Below are 16,604 nucleotides of genomic sequence, written 5' to 3' on the forward strand. Positions count from 1 at the left end.
GCCGCGCGTCCGCCGCAGCCCCGGTTGCGGGCGGAGCGCCCGCGCGGCGTTGCGGGGGGCGCGCCGGCCGCGCCGTCTCCCGGCTCTCGCGCAGTCCCGTCTTCTCCCCCGCCCCCCCACGCGCTTGACAGCGCCGCGCGCTTGCGGCATTGCCCGCGCTCTTGAGACGGGGAGGCCGGCCGTAATGGGCTGCCGAGTCCCCCCTGAACGGCCTGCGCCGCGTGAGCGGCTGCGGGCGCCCCTTTCGAGGAGTCCGAAATGCCCAAGATGAAGACCAAGGCGAGCGCGAAGAAGCGCTTCAAGATGACCGCGACCGGCAAGGTCAAGGCCCAGGCCGCCGGCAAGCGCCACGGCATGATCAAGCGGACGACCAAGTTCATCCGCACGGCGCGCGGCACCATGGTGCTGAGCCCGTCCGACGCCAAGATCGTCAAGATCTACATGCCCTACGCGCGCTGAAGGAGGCCTGACCCATGTCCCGAGTGAAACGCGGCGTCACCGCCCACGCCCGCCACAAGAAAGTCCGCGACGCAGCCAAGGGTTATTCCGGCCGTCGCAAGAACGTGTTCCGCGTGGCCACGCAGGCCGTCGACAAGGCGCAGGAATACGCGACCCGCGACCGCAAGCGTCGGAAGCGCAGTTTCCGCGCGCTGTGGATCCAGCGCATCAACGCCGGCGTGCGGGCGATCGACGCCGAATTCACCTATTCGCGCTTCATCGACGGCCTGACCAAGTCGGGCATCGAAGTGGACCGCAAGGTGCTCTCCGACCTCGCGATCCGTGAGCCGGAGGCCTTCGCCGCCATCGTCGCCAAGGCCAAGGCCGCGCTCGCCTGAGCCGACCCGACCCCGACCGACCGATATTCGACCGCCCCGGAGAGCGATCTCCGGGGCGGTTTTCGTTTGCGCCGCCAGCCCTGAAGGCCGCGTCAGCGGCCGGAGGCCGAAGGCTTGCCCGCGCAGCGGGCGCCGCATGACACACGCCCCCGCCCGCGCGACGCCGGGCCTACAGCACCATGTCCACCGGCGCGGTCGCCCTGTGATGGGCGCAGCGGGCCTGCACCTCCAGCGTGCGGGCGACCGAGCGCAGCCACTCGTAATAAAGCCCCTTCACCGACAGCAGCGCCACGCCCGCCCCTTGCATCCGCGCGAGGCCGGAGGCCTCGTCCGCCTCGACCGTGCAGACCGCATCGCGCAAGGCCGCCACCCGGAACCCCTCGCCGATCAGCCCCAGCGCGGATTGCGCGACGCAGACATCCGTCTCCATCCCCACGCAGATCGCCGTGCCGCGGCCCGAGGCCTTCACGTCGGCCAAAATCTCCGGATTCCCGGCGAGCCCGTAAAAATCCTTGCTGTGCACCCGCGTCCCCTCGGGCAGCGCCGCCTGCACCGTCGCGGTGAGGCCGCCCAGCCTCGGAACATCCTCCGCCATCGCCACCACCGGCACGCCGAGATCCCCCGCCACCCGCGCCAGCCACGCGATGCGCGCCACCACCGACCGGGTTTTCAGGCGGTCGTATTTGCCGAGGAACGCGTCCTGCACGTCGATCACCACGAGGACGCAATCGTCCACGTCGACCAGCGTGCGGGAGAGGGGGGCGTCGGTCATGGGGGGCTCGCATCCGGGGAAGGGGAGCTCCAAGTCTGAGCGCCCGCGGCGCCGCCCGTCAAGGCGCGCGCCTCAGCGGGTCAGCCGGCGCCAGGCGCGGAAATAAAGTTGATTCGGCAGCAGATTCAGCGCCCGCAGGAACAGGGCGAAAGGCCTGGGGAACACGATCTCGAACCCCGGGCGGCCCAGCCCCTCGACGATCCGCCGAGCGGCCTCGTCCGGCTGCATCACCATGGGCATCTCGAAGTCGTTGACCGCGGTCGCCTCCGTCTCGACGAAGCCCGGATTGATCACCGAGATGCGCACGCCGAGGTCCATCAGGTCCAGCGCCAGCGCCTCGCACATCGCGATCAGCCCGGCCTTGGTGGCCGAATAGGCCGCCGCCCCCGGCAGCCCGCCGAAGCCTGCGACCGAGGCGGTCACCGCCACATGCCCCCGCCCCCGCGCGATCAACGCCTTCAGCACCGGGTCGAGCCCGTTGACCACGCCGCCGAGATTCACGTCTAAGGTCTTCCGCGCCTTTTCCGCATCGAAATCCCCCGCCCGCATCGGCAGGTAGATCCCGGCGTTGAGGATCGCCAGCGCCAACCCCCGCCCGGCCTCGATCCCCGCCACCGCCTCGCGCATCGCGGCGGGGTCGGTCACGTCGGCTTGCAGGGGGATGATGACGCCCAGATGGCCGGCGTCGCGGCTCTCGGCGGCCAGCGCCTCCAGCGCCTCGGCCCCGCGGGCGGTGGCGTGCACCTCCCAGCCGGCGGCGGCGAGGCGAAGGGCCACGGCCCGGCCGATCCCGCCCGAAGCGCCGGTGATCCAGGCCGCGCCGTCGGCGGGCCGCATCACCTGGTCGAAGACGTTGGCCCCGCCTTTCGCCCCGCCCGTCACCCTGCGGTCCACAGCGCGGCGAGGCGAGGCCCTTCGGACGTGGCGCGGAACCGCGCGAGCTCCCCGCCCGCGTCGAAGGCGTTGCCCATCCATTCGCCCCGATCGTCGTAGTAAAGCGTCACGTCGAGATCGCCCGACACCCGCCAGCGGGCGCAGTCGACCCGCCCCGACGGCCCGGGCACCGCTTCCGTCCCGTCGCGCGCCGCCGACACCGCCAGCGGCGCGCCGGTCTGGGTGCTGATCCAGGTGGACCGTTCGAGGAAGCTCGGGGTCCAATAGGTGGTGGTGGCGGCGTCGCCGGGGATCTCGCCCTTGTGGGTGCCGGAGGCGATGAGCGTGCCGCCCTCCCGCCGCACCTTCGAGACCTCCTTGGTTCCGTCGTCATCGGTCTCGCCGTCGAGGGTCAGGAGGCGGCCGTCCTCCCAGGTCTCGCGGCTGTCGAGCGTGTAGCGATAGGCGACGATGCCCAGCACCTTGACCGCGATGCGGACCTTGACCGTCACCTCGATCTTCGCGCCGTCGGCCGTGACCGTCGTGGTCTGGGCGCCGATGGAATCGCCGTCGCGCAGCACGTCGAAGCTGCGCGAGGCCGAGCCCTGCGCGAAGGCCCGGCCTCCGAAGCCGGCCAGGGCGGGGGCCGCCATCGCAGCGAGCCCCCCGCGCAGCACGGCGCGACGATGGGCGGAGAAGGCGGCGGGGCGGGGGGGGATGTGGGTCATCGCGTTCAGGCCAGCAGGTTGAGGACGCGCGACATCGCGCCGGTGAACCGCATCTCGCCCGACATCACCACCAGGCAGATGCAGACCTCGTCCCCCACGATCCGCGGACGGTGGTCGTCCTCGACGGTGGCGATGGCCACGTCGCCGCGGCGATAGATCCGGCCGCGATCCTCGAGCTGGCCGCAGAGGACCAGCGTCGTCTCGACGCCCGAATGAGTGTGGGAGAGCGTCGGCGCGCCGGGGCGGGCGCGGATCAGGCTGATCTCCTCGCCCTCGCCCTCCGACAGGGTGCATTCCGAAAGGCCCGGCAAGCGGAAGCGCCAGTCCAGATCCTCGACGTCGCCGCCGGCGAAATCCCGCAGCCGGGCGGGCAGGACCGGCGACTTGCCGGACACCGACGCCGCTTCGTCCTCGCGCGCTTCCGCCACGCTGCGCCCGTGCAGGTCGTGCAGCATGGGCCCGGTCCTGGTCGCGCCGCGAGCCTGAGAGACGGAGGGCCGGGCGGCTGCCAGCGGCGCTTCGGCATGCGCCTCGGGCTCCCAGGCCTCGAAGCGGGTGACGGCGTCGAGCCGGTCGAGCGCGGCCGAAAGCGCGGGCGGCGGAATGTTGGGGGAGGGTTCGTTCTCGATCAGCAGGCCGCCGATCAGCTCGAGATCGGCCACGCGGCGGCGGCTTTCGGGACTGAAGGTCAGATGCGTCGCCACCAGCAGCCCGAGACCGGGCGAGATGGCGCCGCTGGCGTAGTCGACCAGAACCTGATCGTCCGGATAAAGCATACCTGTCCTGCGCTTCCTTGCTTGCAAGCGACTTGCCCGTGTTTCCGCTGCGGGTCGCGGCGTCCTTCGCGGACGACGCGCCCGACCCCTCTTCGTTCTCTCACGCCCTCGACGACGTTTTCCGTCGCCCGAGCGCCTTGTCTGGCCGGCCGTTGCGGTCGGCCCCCCGATCCGCTCCGCCCGAGCCGGGCTGCGCCCGGTCGGCGGCGACGCCCGACGGGGAAACATCCTCGTTTCGCCGCGTCGTCGCGCCCGGTTTCGCCACAATCCGCGGTCAGACGCGGGTCAAGGGACATGGCGCGCGCCTTGCGGTCCGATCCGCCTTGCGGCGGCGCATCGCATTCGGTCACGCTGGTTTTTCCTATTGGCTGTGTTACGTCGCCCGGACCGTCCCGGATCACCGGCGCGACAGGAAACCTGGGGACGACCCGCGGTTTTCCGGCCCGCGGGGCGTCATGTCGCATGACGGCGGCGCCCGTCGGCTCGACGGGCAGGTCCGCGCCCTCCCCCGCCCTGCGCGTCGCGTCGCGCCGGGCGGAAGGCGCCTTTTCAGGGAGGGGCGGATGTCCTCTGAGGCTGTGTTCTTCTATGGGTCGCTGCGCGATCCCGAGGTGCTGCGCCGCGTGCTCGGGCGGGCGGAGACGCCCGCGACCGAGCCCGCGATGCTCGCCGACCATGAGCTGCGCCGCGTGGCGGGGGAGGATTTCCCCTGTCTGATCCCCGCCCCCGGGCGGATCGTGCAGGGCGCCGTGATGCGCGAGGCGAGCGCCGAGGAGGTCGCGCGCATGCGGTTCTTCGAGGATGAGGCCGAATACGTCCTGCGCGAGACCGAGGTGGTCGTCGCCGCCTCCGCGAGCGGCAACGCCGCGCCGGCCGAGACGCTGACCGCCCTCGCCTGCTTTCCCGTCGGCCCGACCACCGCCGCCGGCCCCTGGTCCTTCGACGACTGGCCGGAGGCGGAGCGGCTGGCCCTGCGCGAAGCGGCGGTGGAGATCATGGCGCATTACGAGGCGGGGACCGACTGGTCGGACCTGACCCTCTGGCCCGGCCTCAAGGCCCGCGCCGTGGCTCGCGCCCGCGCGGTGGCCGCGGCCACCGGCCCGCGCTTTCCCGGCGTGACCTTCGCGGCGACGGACGTCGTGACCACGCGGCTGACCCGCCCCTACGCCTCGTTCTTCGCGGTGGAGGAGCATCACCTCAGCTATCCGATGTCGGGCGGCCGCCGCTCGGATGTGGTGCGCCGGGCGGTGTGGCTGTCGGGCGACGCGGTGACGGTGCTGCCCTACGACCCCGTCGCCGACGCGGTCCTGCTGGTCACCCAGTGGCGCGCGGGCCCCCATGCCCGCGGCGACGCCCATCCCTGGCCGGTGGAGGTCATCGCCGGGCGGATCGACGACGTCGAGGACCCCGAAGCCGCGGCGCGGCGCGAGGCGATGGAGGAGGCGGGGCTGAGCCTCGGCCGGGTGGAGCGTATCGCCGCCTTCTATTCCTCGCCCGGCGCGGCGGCCGAGCATGTCACCGCCTATGTCGGGGAAGCCGATCTCTCCGCCGCGGGCGGCGCCGGGGGGCTGGAGGCGGAGGCGGAGGACGTGATCTCGGCCGTGCTCTCCTTCGACGCGGCGATGGGCATGGTGGAGCGGCAGGAGGCCGACACCTCCCCGGCGCTGATCTCGCTCCTGTGGCTGGCGCGGCACCGCGAGCGGCTGCGCGGGACATGGCGCTGATCGTTCGCGGACCGGCGCGACGCGCCATCAAATGTTAAGGGCGCTTGAGACTTGTGCGGGACGGCGCCGCCCCGCAATATGGGTGCAGCGCCGTTTCGGCGCCCCGGTCTCCTCCGCGATCCCGCAGTCCTGACGCTGCTCGCCCGCGCGACGCCGGTTGCGGCCCCGGAGGCGATGACGTTCATGAACCTGTCTGCGCCGGCCAGCGACGCCTTCATCATCGACCGGATGGCCGTCGGCGACATCGATGTGGTGCCGAGCATCCTGGAAGTGATCTGCGACATCACCGGCATGCGCTACGCGGCGGTGGCCCGGGTGACCCAGGATCGCTGGATGGCCTGCGCGACCCTCGACCGGCTCGAATTCGGGCTGGGCCCGGGGGACGAACTGCGGATCGAGCATACCTTGTGCCGCGACGTGCTGCGCGACGACAAGCTGATCGTGTTCGACGATTGCGTCGGCAACGACCACTACGAAAGCCATGACGTGCCCGGGATGCACGGCTTCCGCAGCTACATCTCCGCCCCGATCCGCACCGCCCGGCGCGGCGCCTTCGGCACGCTCTGCGCGCTCGACCCCGACCCGCGCCCGGACGACGCGTCGATCAGCGCGCCGGCGACGGTCAGGATGATCGAGCTGTTCGCCGCGCTGATCGCCTCCCATCTCGACGCCAGCGACCGGCTGGAGCAGGCGGAGGCGCAGCTGGAGCGGACGGAAACCAAGCTGAAGGCGGCGCACGAGGCCACCCGCCTGCGCGACCAGTTCGTCGCGGTGCTGAGCCATGACCTGCGCAGCCCGCTCGCCGGCGTCGACGCCGGCCTGCAGGTGCTGCGCGACGGGGCGGTCGAGCCGCGGGCGAAACAGCTGGCCGCGATGCTGTCGCAGTCGACCCTGCGCATGATCCGGCTGGTCAACAACATGCTGGATTTCACCCGCAACCGGCTGGGCGACGGCACGATGCCGGTGCATCCGGCCGCGACCGAAGACCTCGCCGAACAGATCCGCGGCGCGGTGCGGGAGTTGCGCCTGGCCTATCCCGACCGGCGCATCGACATGAGCATCGACTTCGCCGAGGGCGTGGTCTGCGATCCGGCCCGCCTGACCCAGATGCTGAGCAATCTGGTGTGCAACGCCCTCGAACATGGCGAAGAGGATGCGCCGGTCTCGGTCTCGGCCCGGCGCCGGAACGGGCGTTTCGTGCTGGAGGTGGTCAATCGCGGCGCACCGCTGCCCGCGGATCTCGACCAGCGGATGCTGGAGCCGCATGCGCGGGGCCATGACGGGGGCCTCGGGCTCGGCCTGTTCATCGCCTCGCAGATCGCGGCAGGTCATGGCGGCAGGCTGACGGGCCGGTCCGAGGGCGGCGAGACCCGGCTTTCGGCGTCGTTCCCCGACCGGAGCTGACCGGCTCGCCGAAACACATTTCAAGCGCGTGAAATATTCGACGCCCTGCGAGTTGATGTGAAACCGCAGTCCCCATCCTTGCGCGGCCGCGCCCCCGCGTCTAAGTCCGACTGAGCGATCGGACGCCCCGGCGACCCGGACCGGGGGAGGGAGGAACGCGCTATGACCATTCGCAAGGACCTGGCCGATGCGGTCGGCAACACGCCGCTGATCCGGCTCCGCAAGGCCTCCGAGATCACCGGCTGCGAGATCCTCGGCAAGGCGGAGTTCCTCAATCCCGGCCAGTCCGTGAAGGACCGCGCGGCGCTGTCGATCATCCAGGACGCGGTGAAGCGCGGCGCGCTGCGCCCCGGCGGTGTGATCGTCGAAGGCACGGCCGGCAACACCGGCATCGGGCTGGCGCTGGTCGGCGCCTCGATGGGATTCCGCTCGGTGATCGTGATGCCCGACACCCAGAGCCAGGAGAAGAAGGACATGATCCGCCTGGCCGGAGCCGAGCTGATCGAGGTGCCCGCCGCGCCCTACAAGAACCCCAACAATTACGTGCGCTATTCCGGCCGCCTCGCCGAGGCGCTGGCGAAGACCGAGCCCAACGGCGCGATCTGGGCCAACCAGTTCGACAACGTGGCGAACAGGCAGGCGCATGTGGCGACCACCGCTCCCGAGATCTGGGAGCAGACGCAAGGCCGCGTCGACGGCTTCATCTGCGCCGTCGGTTCCGGCGGCACGCTCGCCGGCGTGGCCGAGGGGCTGCGGGCGAAGAAGGCCGGCGTGAAGATCGGGCTGGCGGACCCCGACGGCTCGGCGCTGTTCCGTCACTATGCGCAGGGCGTGCTGAAGTCCGAGGGCGATTCCATCACCGAAGGCATCGGGCAGGGGCGGATCACCGCCAATCTCGAGGGCCTGACCGTCGACATGCCCTACAACATCCCCGACGCCGAGGCGCTGCCGGTGATCTACGACCTGCTGGCGCATGAGGGCCTCTGCCTCGGCGGTTCGTCGGGCATCAACGTCGCCGGCGCGATCCGCATGGCGAAGGATCTCGGCCCCGGGCATACGGTGGTGACGATCCTGTGCGATTACGGCACGCGCTACGCCTCCAAGATCTTCAACCCGGTCTTCCTGCGCTCGAAGAACCTGCCGACGCCGGGCTTCCTGGAGCGGGGCGAGACCACGGTCCCCGAGGTGTTCGCGGAGGCGTCGTGACCCAAGCGCAGGCCCGGCGCCGGGCGGGGCGGGCCTGCGGTCGGCGCCGGTCATGAGCCGCGCGCCCGCCCGCCCCCGACCTGGCTCCCGAACCCGATCCGGACCCCGCGCCGAGGGACCGCGCCCGCCCCGGCGGGCGTTGTCGCGTCCGGCGGTTCTGCGCATGCTCTTGGCGCTCCTGCTCTGCCTCGCCCCGGCGCTGATCCCCGGCCCCGCCCCGGCCCAGACCGCCGACGCGCTGCGCGGGGCGCTGGAGGCCGCCACATCGGGCGGCAAATCCGACGCGCCCGCCGCGGCGGCCGATGCCGCGCCCGCCGCCTCCAGCCCCTTGTCGCTTGAGAACGAGACGGCCGAGACCGACCGCCGGATGCGGATCTGGGACGACGCCGCCAAGCAGGCCGAGGAGGTGATCGTGCGCGGCACGGCCTCCACCGCCGCCTATGAATTGCTGCGCGAGCAGCTGGTCGCCCATCGCGACGCCGCCAAGGCGCTGGCCGACCGCGCCGCCGCGGCCCTCGCGCCGCTGGAGGCGCAGGCCGCCGCGCTCAGCGCACCCGCCGACGCCGAAAGCGGCGTCATCGCCTCCCCCGGGGTCGCGCGCCAGCGCCGCGCGCTCGACCAGCGCATCAGCGGGCTGCAGGAGGTGAACCGCCGCTCGGAACAGGCGCTGACCCGGGCGGCCTCGCTGATCGCGGAGATCGACGGGCTGATGCGCCGGCGGTTCATGGAGCAGCTGGCGACGCTGGGCCCCTCGCCGGTCAATCCCGCCACCTGGCGGGCCGCGGCGACGGAGACGGCGCGGATCATCGGCCTGGTCGGCGACGAGGTGTCCCGGGCGTTGTCGGACCCGCTGGCGCGCCGGGACCGCCTCGCCCGGCTGCCGCTGACCGCCGGCCTGATCGTGGGCGGCCTGGGGTTGATGATCTGGACCCTGCGCCGGTCCGAGCGTGCGCTGCGCCGGCGGCTGGACAAGGGCGTCACCCGTTCCGGCCGCGCCGCCTATGGCGCGGTTGCGACGCTGGTGCGGCTGGCGCTGCCGGTGATCGCGGCGCTGCTGCTGCGGGTGGGGCTGAGCGAGAGCGCGCTCTTCGGCCCGGTCGGGGAGACCCTGCTCAACCACGCGCTCGGCGGCGTGATGGTGCTGGGCGCCGCCCGCGGGCTCGCCATAGCCTTCTTCGCCCCGCGCGAACCGGCGCTGCGGCTCTCCTCGCTCGACGACGCCGCCGCGGCCAATGCGGCGCTGCGCGCCCAGGGCCTCGGGCTGGCGCTGCTGCTCGACCTGATGCTGGTCCGCGCCGGCGAGGAGGTCGGGCTCAGCGCCGATGCGCTCGCCGCCTTCAACCTGATCGTCATCGCGCTCGGCGCCACCTGCCTGTGGATGCTCGCCCGCTCCATCGGCCCGCGCCCCGCGCCGCCGCCCGATCCCGATGTCGACGATCCGTTGGCCGAGCGGCAGGAGACCCCCGAAAGCCTCGGCCGCCGCTTCGCCTGGCTCGGCGCCTTCGCCCTGCGGCTGGCGGCGGCGGGGTCGCTGGCGCTGGCGCTGACCGGGTATTACGCGGCCGCCCAGTTCGTGTTCCGGCCGCTGTCGCTGTCGCTGGGCCTGATCTGCGCCGCCGTGCTGCTGCAGGCGCTGCTGCGCAACTTCGTCGAAGCCTACATGGAGCGTCACGCTTCCGAGGCGAGCGGGTTGCGGCTGCTGCTGGTGCTGGCGGGCTTCGTGATCACGCTCGCCGCGCTGCCGCTGCTGGCCTTCATCTGGGGCGCCCGCGCGGCCGAGCTGGAGGACATGTGGCGCTTCGTGATCGAGGGGGTGGATGTCGGCGGCATCCATATCTCTCCGGGCGGGTTCCTCAGCTTCGCGGTGGTGTTCGGACTGGCCTTCGGCGTCACCCGGCTGGCGCAGATGATCATGGCGACCTCGGTGCTGCCCAACACCCGGCTCGACGCCGGCGGGCGCTCGGCCGTCACCGCCTCCATGGGCTATCTGGGCTTCATCCTGGCGGCGCTGGCGGCGACGGCGGCGGCGGGGATCGACCTGTCGAGCCTCGCCATCGTCTTCGGCGCGCTGTCGGTGGGCATCGGCTTCGGGCTGCAGACCATCTTCTCCAACTTCGTCTCCGGCGTGATCCTGATGCTGGAACGCCCGATCAAGGTCGGCGACTGGATCTTCGTGGGCGGGGATCATGGCGTGGTGAAGCGGATCTCGGTGCGCGCCACGGAGATCGAGACCTTCGACAAATCCTCGCTGATCCTGCCCAATTCGCAGCTGATCGAAGGCAAGGTGGTCAACTACACCCATTCCAACAGCGCCGGCCGGCTGATCGTGAAGGTGATGGTGGCGCATGGCACCGACCTGCGCGCGGCCCATGCGATCCTGCTGGAGATGGCGCGCGAGGACCCCCGGGTGCTGCGCTATCCGGCCCCGCAGGCGATCGTGGCGTCCTTCGGCGAGTCGGGCGTGAACCTGGAGCTGCGGGTGATCCTGCGCGACGTGCTGACCATCTTCGACGTGCAGACCACCTTCTACATCGCCATCGCCGAGCGCTTCGCCGAGGCCGGCATGGTGATCCCGCTGCCGCAGCGGGTGCTGCGGGTGGCGGAGGCGGAGACCCTTGGCGCGGCGTTGCGCGGGGCGGCGGCGGCGCGGCGGGCCCCTGACGACCTTTTCACGGACGACGTGCCGCCCGACGACGCGCTCGTCCCCACGCCGCCGCCGCGGGGGCGCGCCAAGTCCCGGCCGGCGGCCACCTCGGCGCCCGGCGACGGCGCCTCGCCCGCCGCGAACGAGGCGACGGAGGGGGCCGCGCCCTCGGCCGCCCATGCCTGGGGCGGCGGGGACGGGGACGGGGGCGGCGACGGGCGCTGAGACCTGAGCGAAGGGCGCCCCCTTGTCCTCGCCCGCGGTTTCGCCTTCCCTGCGGGCGACCGCGCCCCCTTTCCGAGGACCCGCCATGCCCGTCGACAACGACCAGCTCCCGCTTTTCCGCGCCTATCCCTACATGTTCGAGGCCAGGGCGAAGGTGACGGGCCTGACCGAGGACGGTCTGGTGGTGCTCGACCGCGTGCTGTTCTACCCCGCCGGCGGCGGCCAGCCCGGCGACATCGGCGAGCTGGAGCTGGATGGCCGGGTCTTCCCGGTGATCGACGCGGTCAAGATCCCGTTGGGCGCGGGAACCGGCGTCGGGCTGGTGCTGCCCGAAGGCGATGCCCCGCCCGCGGTGGGGGCGGAGGGGCTGCAACGCCTCGACGAGGACCGCCGCCGCCGCCACATGCGGATGCACACCGCCCTTCACCTTTTGTCGGTGGTGATCCCGCTCCCCGTCACCGGCGGCCAGATCGGCGCCGAAAAAGGCCGGCTCGACTTCGACATGCCCGAAGCGCCCGGGGATCGCGAGGCGCTGCAGGCCGCGCTCGACGCGCTGGTGGCGGGCGATCATCCGGTGTCGGAGGAATGGATCACGGATGCCGAACTCGACGCCAATCCGGGTCTGGTCAAGACCCTGCGCGTGCAGCCGCCGCGCGGCTCGGGCCGGATCCGGCTGGTGCGGATCGGGGCGGGGGAGGCGACGGTGGACCTGCAGCCCTGCGGCGGCACCCATGTGCGGGCCACCGGCGAGATCGGGCGCGCGGTGATCGGCAAGATCGAGAAGAAGGGCAAGCAGAACCGCCGGGTGTCCCTGACGCTGGAGGATTGAGGCGACGCGATTGCGCCGCGCCCGCCCTCGCCCCCCTTGATCCCGCGGCGCACGCAAGGCTAAGCCTCAGACGCGCCGAGCGGCGGCGCCTAGCCCCGGAGACCGCCCATGACCGCGTCCGAATCGCAGCTCCTCGTCTCGACCGAGTGGCTGGCCGCCCATCTGGACGCGCCGGACGTGCGGGTGCTCGACGCCTCCTGGCACATGCCCGACACCGGCCGCAACGCCAGGGCGGAATACGCCGAGGCCCATGTCCCCGGCGCCCAGTTCTTCGATATCGACGAGATCGCCGACACCCGCTCCGAACTGCCGCATATGGCGCCGCCGGTGGAGAAGTTCGTGTCCCGCGTGCGCGCGATGGGCATCGGCGACGCGCATCGGGTGGTGGTCTACGACCAGGCGGGGCTGTTCTCGGCCGCGCGGGTCTGGTGGCTGTTCCGGCTGATGGGCCACAAGGACGTGGCGGTGCTCGACGGCGGGCTGCCCAAATGGCTGGAAGAGGGGCGCGCGACCGAGGACATGGCCCCGCTGGCGCGCGACCGCCATTTCGTGGCGCGGCGCGACGCGCGGCTGGTCAAGGACGTCACCCAGGTCGCCATGGCGATCAAGCTCGGTCACGATCAGGTGGTCGACGCGCGCGCCGCGGAGCGCTTCGAGGGCAGGGTTCCCGAGCCGCGCGCCGGCCTCCGCTCCGGCCACATCCCCGGCGCGCGCAACGTGCCGTTCAAGACCGTGCTCAACGACGACGGCACGCTGAAGGACCGCGACGCGATCCGCGCGGTGTTCGAGGCGGCGGGGGTGGACCTCGCGCGGCCGGTCGTCACGTCCTGCGGCTCGGGCGTCACCGCCTGCGTGCTGGCGCTGGCGCTGGAGCGGGCGGGGCATCGGGACTGGGCGGTCTATGACGGATCCTGGACCGAGTGGGGGGCCTATCCCGACCTCGCGGTCGAAACCGGCCCGGCGCGCTGATCCGATGGCGGGCAGGGGCGGAGTGGGAAGCGATGGGGGCGGGCCGCGCCTTCACGCGGTGACCGACGCCGACGGCGCCGGGGCGGGTGAGGCCGGCGCCGTGGCCCATGCCGGCGCCAAGGCCGGCGACCGGGTCAAGGTGGCGATCACCTGGCTGGAGATGCGGGCTCGCCCCGAGGGGCCCTTCCCGCCGCTGCCGCTGACCGCCCCCGTCTCGCTGATCCGGGCGGAGGACCCGCCCGCCGCCTATTTCCGCTACCTCTACGACCTGGTCGGGGCCGACTGGGAATGGACCGACCGTCATGCCGACGACCCGGACGAGCAGGCCGCCTGGCTCGTCGATCCGGCGGTCAGCCTGGTCTCGATGCTGCATCGCGGCTGGCCGGCGGGGTTCTTCGTGCTGGACGGGCGCGTCGAGACGCAGGGGGAGGGCGTGGTGGACCTCGCCTATTTCGGGCTGTCGGCGCGGGCGCTGGGCGGCGGGCTCGGCCGCTGGCTGCTGGGCGAGGCGATCCGGGCGGCCTGGGCGCGGCCGGGCTGCGCGAAGATGACGGTCAACACCTGCTCGCTCGACCATCCCCGCGCGCTGCCGATGTATCAGCGCGCCGGGTTTCGGGCTGTGCGGCGCACCGAGGTCGAGCGGGTGATGACCCGCGACCGTCCCGCCTGAGACCGGGGGAGCCGCGGCCCCCCCCGGCGCGCCTGTCCCCGAGGCCCCGCCCGCCGCGGCGGCCAGCGGGGGCGCCAGGCGGAACCGATGCAACCTGCGCGGTTCCGCGACGGGCCCGGATCGGCTAGGCCTGTGGGACGCGATGTCACCCAGGAGCGCCCGAGCGCCATGTCCGACGCCACCTCGCCCGGCCCGTCCTCGCGCCTTCCGCAGTTCTACGAGGGGGCCGAGCCGCTCGACCGCAACCGCCATGCGGGGCTCGGCCTGCGGCCCCATGCGGGCTTCGGCTTCGCCGCCTCCGCCGTCGCCGTGCCGCTGCTGATCGGGGAATTCGCGCGGGCGGCGGTGTCGATGCCCATCGTCTTCGCCGGCGAGGGCGGGCGACGCCCGGTCGCCGTCACCGGCCTGCGCCAGGGGCGCAACCTCTTCGTCGCGCCCGACGGCGCCTGGGCCGCGGGCGTCCACATCCCAGCCCATCTGCGCCGCGTGCCGTTCCTGCTGATGACCGCGCCCGACCCGGACGGCGGCGCGCCGCGGCTGCTCTTGGGCATCGACCCGCACTCCCCCCGTTTCACCGCAGAGCTGACCGAGCCCGGCGCCGCGCCTCTGTTCGCCGCGGGCGAGCCGACGCCCGAGACCCTCAACGCCCGCGATTTCTGCCTCGCCCATCACCGGGACGTGGAGACGACCAACCGCGCCTGCGAGGCGCTGGCCGAGGCCGGGCTGCTGATCCCCCAGCAGGGCAAGGTCGACCTGCCGGGCGGCGAGGTGCTGCGGCTGACCGATTTCCAGGTGGTGGACGAGGCCAAGCTCAACGCGCTCTCCGACGCGGCGCTGGGCGAGCTTCGTTCCTGCGGGGCGCTCGCCGCCGCCTATCGCCACCTGGTCAGCCTCAACAGCTTCCCGGCGCTGACCGCGCGGCTGACCTCCACTCAGGGCTGAGCGGGGGCCGCCCCTCGGCGCCTGGCCGGCGCGCAGGGCGGGGCTGGCTGACCGGCGCGCGGCCAATGATTTTCCCAATTGATTAAATTTACGACTCGCCGCACGGTGAGTCCCAGCAACAGCCAGCCCCGCCGCCTCGGAATGGGAGTCCGCCTGCCATGAGCCAAGCGCGCCGCGCGCCCGGGATCGCGCCCGCCCGACTCCCCGCCGATCAGCTCGCCGCCAATTTCGCCGACCTGCATCCGGCCTTCGGCGCGCATGAGGCGCTGGTGGCCTCGGATCGCTGCTATTTCTGTCACGACGCGCCCTGCATGACCGCCTGCCCGACCGACATCGACATCCCGATGTTCATCCGCCAGATCCAGACCGGCCAGCCCAAGGCCGCGGCGCGGACCATCTTCGAGCAGAACATCCTCGGCGGCATGTGCGCCCGCGTCTGCCCTACGGAGACCCTGTGCGAAGAGGCCTGCGTGCGGATGACGGCGGAGGGCGACCCCGTCGCCATCGGCCGCCTCCAGCGCTACGCCACCGACAGGCTGATGGCCGAGAACGGTCACCCCTTCGCGCGCGCCCCCGCCACCGGCAAGACCGTGGCGGTGATCGGCGCCGGGCCCGCCGGCCTCGCCTGCGCCCACCGTCTGGCGATGAAGGGCCACGCGGTCCGCGTCTTCGACACGCGGCCCAAACCCGGCGGGCTCAACGAATACGGCATCGCCGCCTACAAGGCCCGATGACGGCGGAATTCGACGCGGTGTTCCTGGGGATCGGCCTCGCCGGGGTCAATGCGCTGGGCGCGCCGGGCGAGGACATGGCGGGCGTGATGGATGCCGTCGACTGGATCGCGCAGCTGCGCCAGTCCGCGCCGGGGGACGTGCCCGTCGGCCGCTCGGTCGTGGTGATCGGCGGCGGCATGACCGCCACCGACGCCGCGATTCAATCCGCCAAACTCGGCGCCTCCGAAGTGTCGCTGGTCTACCGCCGCGGGCGCGAGGCGATGGCGGCTTCGGATTTCGAAGTCGACCTCGCCGCCGCCAACGGCGTCGCGGTGCGCACCGACGCCCGGCCTATCCGCGTGCTGGCCAGCGCCACCGGCGTCCATGGCGTGGAATTCGAGCGCACCGAATCCGGTCCCGACGGCCGCCTGATCGGCACGGGCGAGACCTTCGTGGTCGAAGCCGACATGGTGCTGAAAGCCATCGGCCAGACCCTGACCGCGCCCCAGGGCGTCGCGGTCTCCGCCGGCAAGATCGAGATCGACGCGGAGGGCCGCACCTCCCGCCCCGGCGTCTGGGCCGGGGGCGACTGCGCCTCGGGCGGCGAGGACCTCACCGTCACCGCCGTCGCCCAAGGCCGCGACGCCGCCGAAAGCATCCACCGCGCCCTCAGCGCCTGATCCCCCCGGAGGACACCGCCATGGCCGACCTGCGCAGCGACTTCGTGGGGATCAAGTCCCCGAACCCGTTCTGGCTGGCCTCGGCCCCGCCCACCGACAAGGCATACAACGTCCGCCGCGCCTTCGAGGCGGGCTGGGGCGGCGTGGTGTGGAAGACGCTCGGCCTCGACCCCCACATCGTCAACGTCAACGGCCCCCGCTACGGGGTGATCCACGGCGCGGATCGAAGGGTGCTGGGCATCAACAACATCGAGCTGATCACCGACCGCCCCCTTCAGGTGAACCTCGACGAGATCAAGGCGGTGAAGCGCGACTACCCCGACCGCGCCGTGGTGGTGTCCCTCATGGTGCCCTGCGACGAGGAGAGCTGGACCGGCATCGTGCCGCTGGTCGAAGCCACCGGCGCCGACGGCATCGAACTGAACTTCGGCTGCCCCCATGGCATGTCCGAGCGCGGCATGGGCGCCGCCGTCGGCCAGGTGCCGGAATACATCGAGATGGTCACCCGCTGGTGCAAGGCCTCGACCCGCATGCCGGTGATCGTGAAGCTGACCCCCAACATCACCGACATCCGCCACCCGGCCCGCGCCGCCGTGCGCGGCGGCGCGGATGC

15 protein-coding genes and 1 pseudogene are annotated in these 16,604 nt (G+C 72.4%); 12 read left to right on the forward strand and 4 right to left on the reverse strand.

All coding sequences use genetic code 11. The annotated features are described in order from the left end of the window. Window positions 1–258: 258 nt before the first annotated feature. Both rpmI and rplT read left to right on the forward strand, forming a co-directional pair. Window positions 259–459 (forward strand): 50S ribosomal protein L35, encoded by a 201-nt coding sequence (rpmI, locus tag ACTB72_RS15540; protein WP_463037912.1) that lies wholly within the window; start codon window positions 259–261, stop codon window positions 457–459. A gap of 14 nt (window positions 460–473) precedes the next feature. Further along, window positions 474–836, forward strand: a complete 363-nt coding sequence (gene rplT / locus ACTB72_RS15545; RefSeq protein WP_463037913.1) for a 50S ribosomal protein L20 — start codon at window positions 474–476, stop codon at window positions 834–836. A gap of 169 nt (window positions 837–1,005) precedes the next feature. Here rplT and ACTB72_RS15550 read toward each other — a convergent pair whose 3' ends face one another. From ACTB72_RS15550 to ACTB72_RS15565, 4 genes are all read right to left on the reverse strand, one after another. Next, entirely contained in the window at window positions 1,006–1,608 is a 603-nt protein-coding gene (locus ACTB72_RS15550; RefSeq protein ID WP_463037914.1) for an isochorismatase family protein, read from the reverse strand. Window positions 1,609–1,680: 72 nt separating this feature from the next. Beyond that, a complete protein-coding gene (locus ACTB72_RS15555) occupies window positions 1,681–2,490 on the reverse strand; it encodes an SDR family NAD(P)-dependent oxidoreductase (RefSeq protein WP_463037915.1) in 810 nt (269 codons plus the stop codon). Further along, on the reverse strand, window positions 2,487–3,209 hold the full coding sequence (locus ACTB72_RS15560) for a DUF6134 family protein (RefSeq protein WP_463037916.1): 723 nt from the start codon (window positions 3,207–3,209) through the stop codon (window positions 2,487–2,489). The genes ACTB72_RS15555 and ACTB72_RS15560 overlap by 4 nt, the downstream gene beginning before the upstream one ends. A gap of 5 nt (window positions 3,210–3,214) precedes the next feature. Further along, on the reverse strand, window positions 3,215–3,985 hold the full coding sequence (locus ACTB72_RS15565; protein ID WP_463037917.1) for a cupin domain-containing protein: 771 nt from the start codon (window positions 3,983–3,985) through the stop codon (window positions 3,215–3,217). Window positions 3,986–4,548: 563 nt separating this feature from the next. On the opposite strand from ACTB72_RS15565, the gene ACTB72_RS15570 reads away from it, so the two are divergent. From ACTB72_RS15570 to preA, 10 genes and pseudogenes are all read left to right on the forward strand, one after another. Then, window positions 4,549–5,709 carry a gamma-glutamylcyclotransferase gene (locus tag ACTB72_RS15570; RefSeq protein ID WP_463037919.1) on the forward strand — a complete coding sequence of 387 codons (1,161 nt, stop codon included), beginning with the start codon at window positions 4,549–4,551 and terminating at the stop codon, window positions 5,707–5,709. Window positions 5,710–5,892: 183 nt separating this feature from the next. Then, entirely contained in the window at window positions 5,893–7,113 is a 1,221-nt protein-coding gene (locus ACTB72_RS15575) for a GAF domain-containing sensor histidine kinase (protein WP_463037920.1), read from the forward strand. A gap of 162 nt (window positions 7,114–7,275) precedes the next feature. Continuing rightward, window positions 7,276–8,319, forward strand: coding sequence for a cysteine synthase A (locus ACTB72_RS15580; RefSeq protein ID WP_463037921.1), 1,044 nt, complete (start codon window positions 7,276–7,278; stop codon window positions 8,317–8,319). Between the two features lie 163 nt (window positions 8,320–8,482). Continuing rightward, on the forward strand, window positions 8,483–11,188 hold the full coding sequence (locus tag ACTB72_RS15585) for a DUF3772 domain-containing protein (protein ID WP_463037922.1): 2,706 nt from the start codon (window positions 8,483–8,485) through the stop codon (window positions 11,186–11,188). An 85-nt stretch (window positions 11,189–11,273) separates the two neighbouring features. After that, entirely contained in the window at window positions 11,274–12,017 is a 744-nt protein-coding gene (locus ACTB72_RS15590; protein ID WP_463037923.1) for an alanyl-tRNA editing protein, read from the forward strand. A gap of 108 nt (window positions 12,018–12,125) precedes the next feature. After that, window positions 12,126–12,986: a 3-mercaptopyruvate sulfurtransferase gene (gene sseA, locus ACTB72_RS15595; RefSeq protein ID WP_463037924.1), complete on the forward strand. Its 861-nt coding sequence runs from the start codon at window positions 12,126–12,128 to the stop codon at window positions 12,984–12,986. 58 nt (window positions 12,987–13,044) lie between these two features. Then, window positions 13,045–13,656: a GNAT family N-acetyltransferase gene (locus ACTB72_RS15600; protein WP_463037925.1), complete on the forward strand. Its 612-nt coding sequence runs from the start codon at window positions 13,045–13,047 to the stop codon at window positions 13,654–13,656. Window positions 13,657–13,824: 168 nt separating this feature from the next. After that, a complete protein-coding gene (locus ACTB72_RS15605) occupies window positions 13,825–14,598 on the forward strand; it encodes a SapC family protein (protein WP_463037926.1) in 774 nt (257 codons plus the stop codon). Between the two features lie 158 nt (window positions 14,599–14,756). After that, window positions 14,757–15,991, forward strand: a pseudogene (locus tag ACTB72_RS15610) (NAD(P)-dependent oxidoreductase). Between the two features lie 20 nt (window positions 15,992–16,011). Beyond that, window positions 16,012–16,604: NAD-dependent dihydropyrimidine dehydrogenase subunit PreA (preA, locus tag ACTB72_RS15615; RefSeq protein WP_463037927.1), on the forward strand; the 593-nt coding region annotated here is incomplete at its 3' end.

The organism is Albimonas sp., from assembly GCF_055129145.1.

Coding starts and splice junctions, on each gene's coding strand:
- ACTB72_RS15590 (WP_463037923.1), top strand. CDS start 11,274: ATGCCCGTCGACAACGACCAGCTCCCGCTTTTCCGCGCCTATCCCTAC.
- ACTB72_RS15585 (WP_463037922.1), top strand. CDS start 8,483: ATGCTCTTGGCGCTCCTGCTCTGCCTCGCCCCGGCGCTGATCCCCGGC.
- ACTB72_RS15575 (WP_463037920.1), top strand. CDS start 5,893: ATGAACCTGTCTGCGCCGGCCAGCGACGCCTTCATCATCGACCGGATG.
- rplT (WP_463037913.1), top strand. CDS start 474: ATGTCCCGAGTGAAACGCGGCGTCACCGCCCACGCCCGCCACAAGAAA.
- ACTB72_RS15605 (WP_463037926.1), top strand. CDS start 13,825: ATGTCCGACGCCACCTCGCCCGGCCCGTCCTCGCGCCTTCCGCAGTTC.
- ACTB72_RS15580 (WP_463037921.1), top strand. CDS start 7,276: ATGACCATTCGCAAGGACCTGGCCGATGCGGTCGGCAACACGCCGCTG.
- ACTB72_RS15565 (WP_463037917.1), bottom strand. CDS start 3,985: ATGCTTTATCCGGACGATCAGGTTCTGGTCGACTACGCCAGCGGCGCC.
- ACTB72_RS15550 (WP_463037914.1), bottom strand. CDS start 1,608: ATGACCGACGCCCCCCTCTCCCGCACGCTGGTCGACGTGGACGATTGC.
- ACTB72_RS15570 (WP_463037919.1), top strand. CDS start 4,549: ATGTCCTCTGAGGCTGTGTTCTTCTATGGGTCGCTGCGCGATCCCGAG.
- ACTB72_RS15560 (WP_463037916.1), bottom strand. CDS start 3,209: ATGACCCACATCCCCCCCCGCCCCGCCGCCTTCTCCGCCCATCGTCGC.
- rpmI (WP_463037912.1), top strand. CDS start 259: ATGCCCAAGATGAAGACCAAGGCGAGCGCGAAGAAGCGCTTCAAGATG.
- sseA (WP_463037924.1), top strand. CDS start 12,126: ATGACCGCGTCCGAATCGCAGCTCCTCGTCTCGACCGAGTGGCTGGCC.